Source organism: Nocardia sp. NPDC058497 (assembly GCF_042720195.1).
GTDB lineage: Bacteria > Actinomycetota > Actinomycetes > Mycobacteriales > Mycobacteriaceae > Nocardia.
The window spans coordinates 1-5360 of record NZ_JBHXMY010000413.1 but is presented as its reverse complement, the minus strand read 5'-3'; the positions used below and the strand labels follow the sequence as shown (position 1 = coordinate 5360).

Genomic DNA, 5360 nt, shown 5'->3' with positions numbered 1-5360 from the left:
GGCGCGCGGCACGGTCTCCACCGGAGTCGCGAGGATACCGTCGGGGTCGCTCGAGGCGACCCCGATCCGCACGCTGCCGACATCGACGGCGATGCGACGGCCCCGTCCGGGGTCGGTCGCCGCGTCCGGGCGGTCGGCCGGGTCCTGTTCCGCCGGACCAGCAGTGGCTGGCATCAGCCGGCGAGTTCGGCCACCCGGGCACGGACCGCGGCCAGACCGGCCGGGATACCCGACGGATCCGAACCCGAGCCCTGCGCCATCTCCGGCTTGCCACCACCGCGACCGGCGATGCTCGGGCCGAAGCTGCCGACCAGATCGCCCGCCTTGATCCCGAGATCCTGGGCCGCCTTGTTGACCGACACCACGAACGGCGCCTTGCCGTCGGTGTTGCCGAGCAGCACGACCACCGCGGGGTCGCTGCCGAAGCGGCCACGGATGTCGGTGGCCAGGGTGCGCAGATCGCCCGCGGCGACGCCTTCCGGCGCCGCGGCGGCGACCAGCAGTAGCGAGCCGATCCGCTCGGCCTGCTCGACGAACGTGCCCGCCGAGGACAGCACCGCGGCGATCTTGGTGCGCTCGAGTTCCTTCTCGGCCACCTTGAGCCGCTCCACGAGCTGCTCGACGCGGCCGGGCACCTCCTCCGACGGCACCTTCAGCGAGGACGCGACACCGGCCAGCAGCGCGCGCTCCTTGGCCAGGTACTTGTAGGAGTCAAGGCCGACGAAGGCCTCGACGCGACGCACACCCGAACCGATCGAGGACTCACCGAGCACGGTGATCGGGCCGATCTGCGAGGAGTGCTCGACGTGGGTACCACCGCACAGCTCCATCGAGAACGGGCCGCCGATCTCCACGACGCGCACCTCGTCGCCGTAGTTCTCGCCGAAGAGGGCCATCGCGCCCATCTTCTTGGCGTTGGGCAGGTCGGTAACGAAGGTGTTCACCGGGAAGTTCGCACCGACAGCGTCATTGGAGACGGCCTCGATGTCGGCCTTCTGCTGGTCGGTCAGCGCACCCTGCCAGTTGAAGTCGAAACGCAGGTAGCCCGGCTTGTTCAGCGAGCCTGCCTGCACGGCGTTGGGACCGAGCACCTGACGCAGCGCCGCATGGACCATGTGCGTGCCGGAGTGACCCTGGGTGGCGCCCTTGCGCCACGCCGGATCGGCCTGCGCGAGCACGACATCACCCTCGGTGATCTGGCCCTGCTCGACGGTGGCCTTGTGCACCCACAGCTTCTTGGCGATCTTCTGCACGTCGTTGATGCGCAGCTTCAGACCGGAGGCGGTGATGGTGCCACGGTCGGCGATCTGGCCACCGGCCTCGGCGTAGAGCGGGCTGCGGTCCAGGATGACCTCGACGTCGTGACCGGCCTGCGCGGCGGGCACCCGCACGCCGTCGGCGATCAGGGCCAGCACCTTCGCCTCGGAGGTGAGCTCGTCGAAACCGGTGAACTCGGTGGCGCCGCGGTCGACCAGTTCTTTGTAGACGGTCAGGTCGGCGTGGGCGTGCTTGCGGGCCTGGGCGTCGTCCTTGGCGCGCTTGCGCTGCTCGGCCATGAGCGAGCGGAAGCCCTCCTCGTCCACCGAAAGACCCGCCTCGGCGGCCATTTCGAGGGTGAGGTCGATCGGGAAGCCGTAGGTGTCGTGCAGCGCGAAGGCGTCCGAACCAGCGATCTGCTTGCCGCCCTTGGACTTCACCGCGGTGGCGGCGTTGTCGAAGAGGGTCTCACCGGTGTTCAGGGTCTTCAGGAAGGCCGTCTCCTCGCCCACCGCGACGGTTTCGATGCGGGCGAAGTCGGTGGCCAGTTCCGGGTACGACGGCGACATCAGCCCCGAGACGACCTTCATCAGCTCGGCCATCACCGGCTTCTCGGCGCCGAGCAGGCGGGCCGAGCGCACGATGCGGCGCAGCAGGCGGCGCAGCACGTAGCCGCGGCCGTCGTTGCCGGGGTTCACGCCGTCGGCGATCAGCATCGCCGAGCTGCGGACGTGGTCGGCGATGACGCGGAAACGCACGTCGTCGGCGTGCTCGACGCCGTAGGAGCGGCCGGTCAGCTCCTCGGCCTTGTCGATGATCGGGCGCAGCAGATCGGTCTCGTAGACGTTCTCCACACCCTGCAGGAGCATGGCGACGCGCTCGACGCCCATGCCGGTGTCGATGTTCTTCCGCGGCAGCGAACCGACCGGCGGGTGGCCCAGCTTGGGGCTCAGCTCACCGCGGATGTCCTGCATGAAGACCAGGTTCCAGATCTCGAGGTAGCGATCCTCGTCGGCGACCGGGCCGCCTTCCTTGCCGTAGGCGGGGCCGCGGTCGTAGTAGATCTCCGAGCAGGGGCCACCGGGACCGGGCACGCCCATGTCCCAGTAGTTGTCCTTGCCGTCGCGGAACTGGATTCGCTCCTTCGGGATTCCGGCGACGCGATGCCAGATCTCGGCGGCCTCCGGGTCCGACTCGTAGGCGGTCACCCAGATGCGCTCGGGGTCGAAGCCGAAGCCGCCCTCCTCCTGGGACTTGGAGATCAGCTCCCAGGCGAGGGTGATGGCACCCTCCTTGAAGTAGTCGCCGAAGGAGAAGTTGCCCGCCATCTGGAAGAACGTGTTGTGCCGGGTGGTGACGCCGACCTCGTCGATGTCACCGGTGCGCACGCACTTCTGCACGCTCGTGGCGCGCGAGTACGGCGGCGCCTCCTGCCCCAGGAAATACGGCTTGAACTGGACCATGCCCGCGTTGACGAACAGCAGGTTGGGGTCGGCCAGGATCAGCGAGGCACTGGGCACCTCGGTGTGTCCGGCACGGACGAAATGGTCCAGGAAACGCCGTCTAATCTCGTGGGTCTGCACAGCAGTCCAGCTTACCGCCTGCATTCCACCTGTTTTCCGCCGGAGTCCGTGGTCTCGCCGACACCGCGCGCGGGGCTACTTCCCGCGGATGATGCGGCGCAGTTTGCCGAGCCTGCCGCCGACCTCGCGCTCGAAGCCGTGGTCGGTCGGCTGGTAGTAGTCGGTGCCGACCAGGTCGTCGGGTGGGTACTGCTGGGCGAGCACACCCTCGCGCGCGTTGTGCGGGAATTTGTAGCCCTTGGCGTTGCCGAGGGCGGCGGCACCGGCGTAGTGGCCGTCGCGCAGATGCGGTGGCACCGCGCCCGCCTTGCCCGCGGCGATGTCGGCCATGGCGGCGCCGAGTGCCGAGGTCACCGCGCCGGATTTGGGCGCGGTGGCGAGGTGGATGGTGGCCTGGGCCAGGGCCAGCTTGGCCTCGGGCAGGCCGACCAGCTGCACCACCTGGGCGGCGGCGGTGGCGGTCTGCAGGGCCATCGGGTCGGCCATGCCGATGTCCTCGCTGGCGTGGATCATCAGGCGGCGGGCGATGAAGCGGGGATCCTCGCCCGCGGTGAGCATCCGCGCCAGGTAGTGCAGGGCGGCGTCGACGTCGGAACCGCGGATGGACTTGATGAAGGCGCTGATCACGTCGTAGTGCTGATCGCCCGCGCGGTCGTAGCGCACGGCGGCCTTGTCGACACTGGCCTCGACCAGTTCGACGTCGACCGTGCCGTCCAGCGAGGACTCGGCCGAGGCTTCCAGCGCGGTCAGCGCGCGCCGCGCGTCACCGCCGGCGATGCGCACGATGTGGTCGAGCGCGTCGTCGGTGACCGTGTACTCGCCCGCGAGCCCGCGTGGGTCGGCGATCGCGCGATCGAGGACCTGCCGGATGTCCTCGGGCGTGAGCGACTGCAGTTGCAGCACCAGGGAGCGCGACAGCAGCGGTGACACCACCGAGAACGACGGGTTCTCCGTGGTCGCGCCGACGAGCAGCACGATCCGGTTCTCGACCGCGGCCAGCAGCGCGTCCTGCTGGGTCTTGGAGAACCGGTGCACCTCGTCGATGAACAGGACGGTCTGCTCCCCCACCGACAGCCTGCGGCGCGCCACGTCGATGACGGCACGGACTTCCTTGACCCCCGCCGACAGGGCCGACAGCGCCTCGAACCGGCGGCCGGTGGCCTGCGACAGCAGCGAGGCCAGGGTGGTCTTGCCGGTGCCCGGCGGGCCGTAGAGCAGCACCGAGGCCGCGCCCGAGCCCTCGACCAGGCGGCGCAGCGGCGAGCCGGGACCGAGCAGATGCTGCTGGCCGATCACCTCGTCGAGCGACTGCGGCCGCATCCGGACCGCCAGCGGCGCACCGGGGTCACGCCGGACCACCGCGTCGAGACCGTGCTCGGGCGCGGCGCGTTCTCCGGGCACGTCGAACAGGCTCTCGCTCACGTCCAGCAGGGTACCGACGCGGTCGGACAGGTTCGCGACGACGGAGGCGGCCCGACGCGACATTGAACGATTGACCAAGTTTACGAACAGGACTTGCGCGTAAGCCGGTCCGTGCGATGAGATCGCTCCTCGTGGTCGAAAACAACGCCGTCATCTCCTCCGCGACAGGGCAGTTCGCCCGGCGCACCCTGTTCAAAGGCGGGACGGCGGCCGCCGCGGTGGTGGTGCTGAGTTCCGCCACGGCGCACGCGGCGAGTGCGGTGTTCCGCCACGGTGTCGCCTCCGGTGACCCGCTGCCCGGTGCGGTGATCCTGTGGACCCGGGTCAGCGTCGCCGACGACGCGACCCCCGGCTCCGGCCTCGGCGAACCCGCGGCGGTCCGCTGGGAGATCTCCGCGAACGAGTCGTTCGCCGGTATCGCGGCCTCGGGCACGGTGACCACCACCGCCGATACCGACCACACCGTGAAGGTCGACGCGACCGGCCTGGCGCCCGCCACCGACTACTTCTACCGCTTCACCGCCCTCGGCGAGACGTCCCCGGTCGGCCGCACCCGGACCGCGCCCGCCAACGACAGCGACGTCGAGCGCCTGCGTCTGGGCCTGGTCTCCTGTTCCAACTGGGAAGCGGGCTGGTTCGGGTCCTACCGGCACCTGGCTGCCCGCACCGACCTGGACGCGGTCGTGCACCTGGGCGACTACCTCTACGAGTACGGCCGCGGCAAGTACACCGGACGCGGCGGCGCGGTGCGCGCGCACGAGCCGGCCAACGAGATCGTCACGCTCGCCGACTACCGCACCCGGCACGGCCAGTACAAGACCGACCCCGACCTGATGGCGCTGCACGCGACGGTGCCGTTCATCTGCACCTGGGACGACCACGAGTCGGCCGACAACTCCTGGCGCGAGGGCTCGGAGAACCACGATCCGGCCGTGCACGGTCCGTGGAGCGCCCGCCGGGCCGCCTCCGCGCAGGCCTACCTGGAGTGGAGGGCGGGGGGGGCCCCCCCCCCCCGCCCCCCCGTGGCGAGAAAAAGCAGGCGGCGGGTGGGGCCCCCCCCCCCCCGGGCGATTGGGGTCCCGGGCCGCCACCCCCACC

General features: G+C 70.4%; 4 protein-coding genes. 1 reads left to right on the top strand and 3 read right to left on the bottom strand.

Annotation, left to right across the window (positions count from 1 at the left end; all coding sequences use genetic code 11):
• The 3 genes from ruvX to ACFWPJ_RS23475 all read right to left on the bottom strand — a co-directional run.
• Window positions 1–174 (bottom strand): Holliday junction resolvase RuvX (gene ruvX, locus ACFWPJ_RS23485; RefSeq protein ID WP_378854546.1); only part of this gene is annotated, 174 nt, incomplete at its 3' end.
• Window positions 174–2840: an alanine--tRNA ligase gene (alaS, locus tag ACFWPJ_RS23480; RefSeq protein ID WP_378854544.1), complete on the bottom strand. Its 2667-nt coding sequence runs from the start codon at window positions 2838–2840 to the stop codon at window positions 174–176. The genes alaS and ruvX, both read right to left, overlap by 1 nt.
• A gap of 75 nt (window positions 2841–2915) precedes the next feature.
• On the bottom strand, window positions 2916–4292 hold the full coding sequence (locus tag ACFWPJ_RS23475) for a replication-associated recombination protein A (RefSeq protein WP_378854545.1): 1377 nt from the start codon (window positions 4290–4292) through the stop codon (window positions 2916–2918).
• Between the two features lie 86 nt (window positions 4293–4378).
• Here ACFWPJ_RS23475 and ACFWPJ_RS23470 point away from each other — a divergent pair.
• On the top strand, window positions 4379–5360 hold a 982-nt coding region (locus ACFWPJ_RS23470), incomplete at its 3' end, for an alkaline phosphatase D family protein (protein ID WP_378854543.1).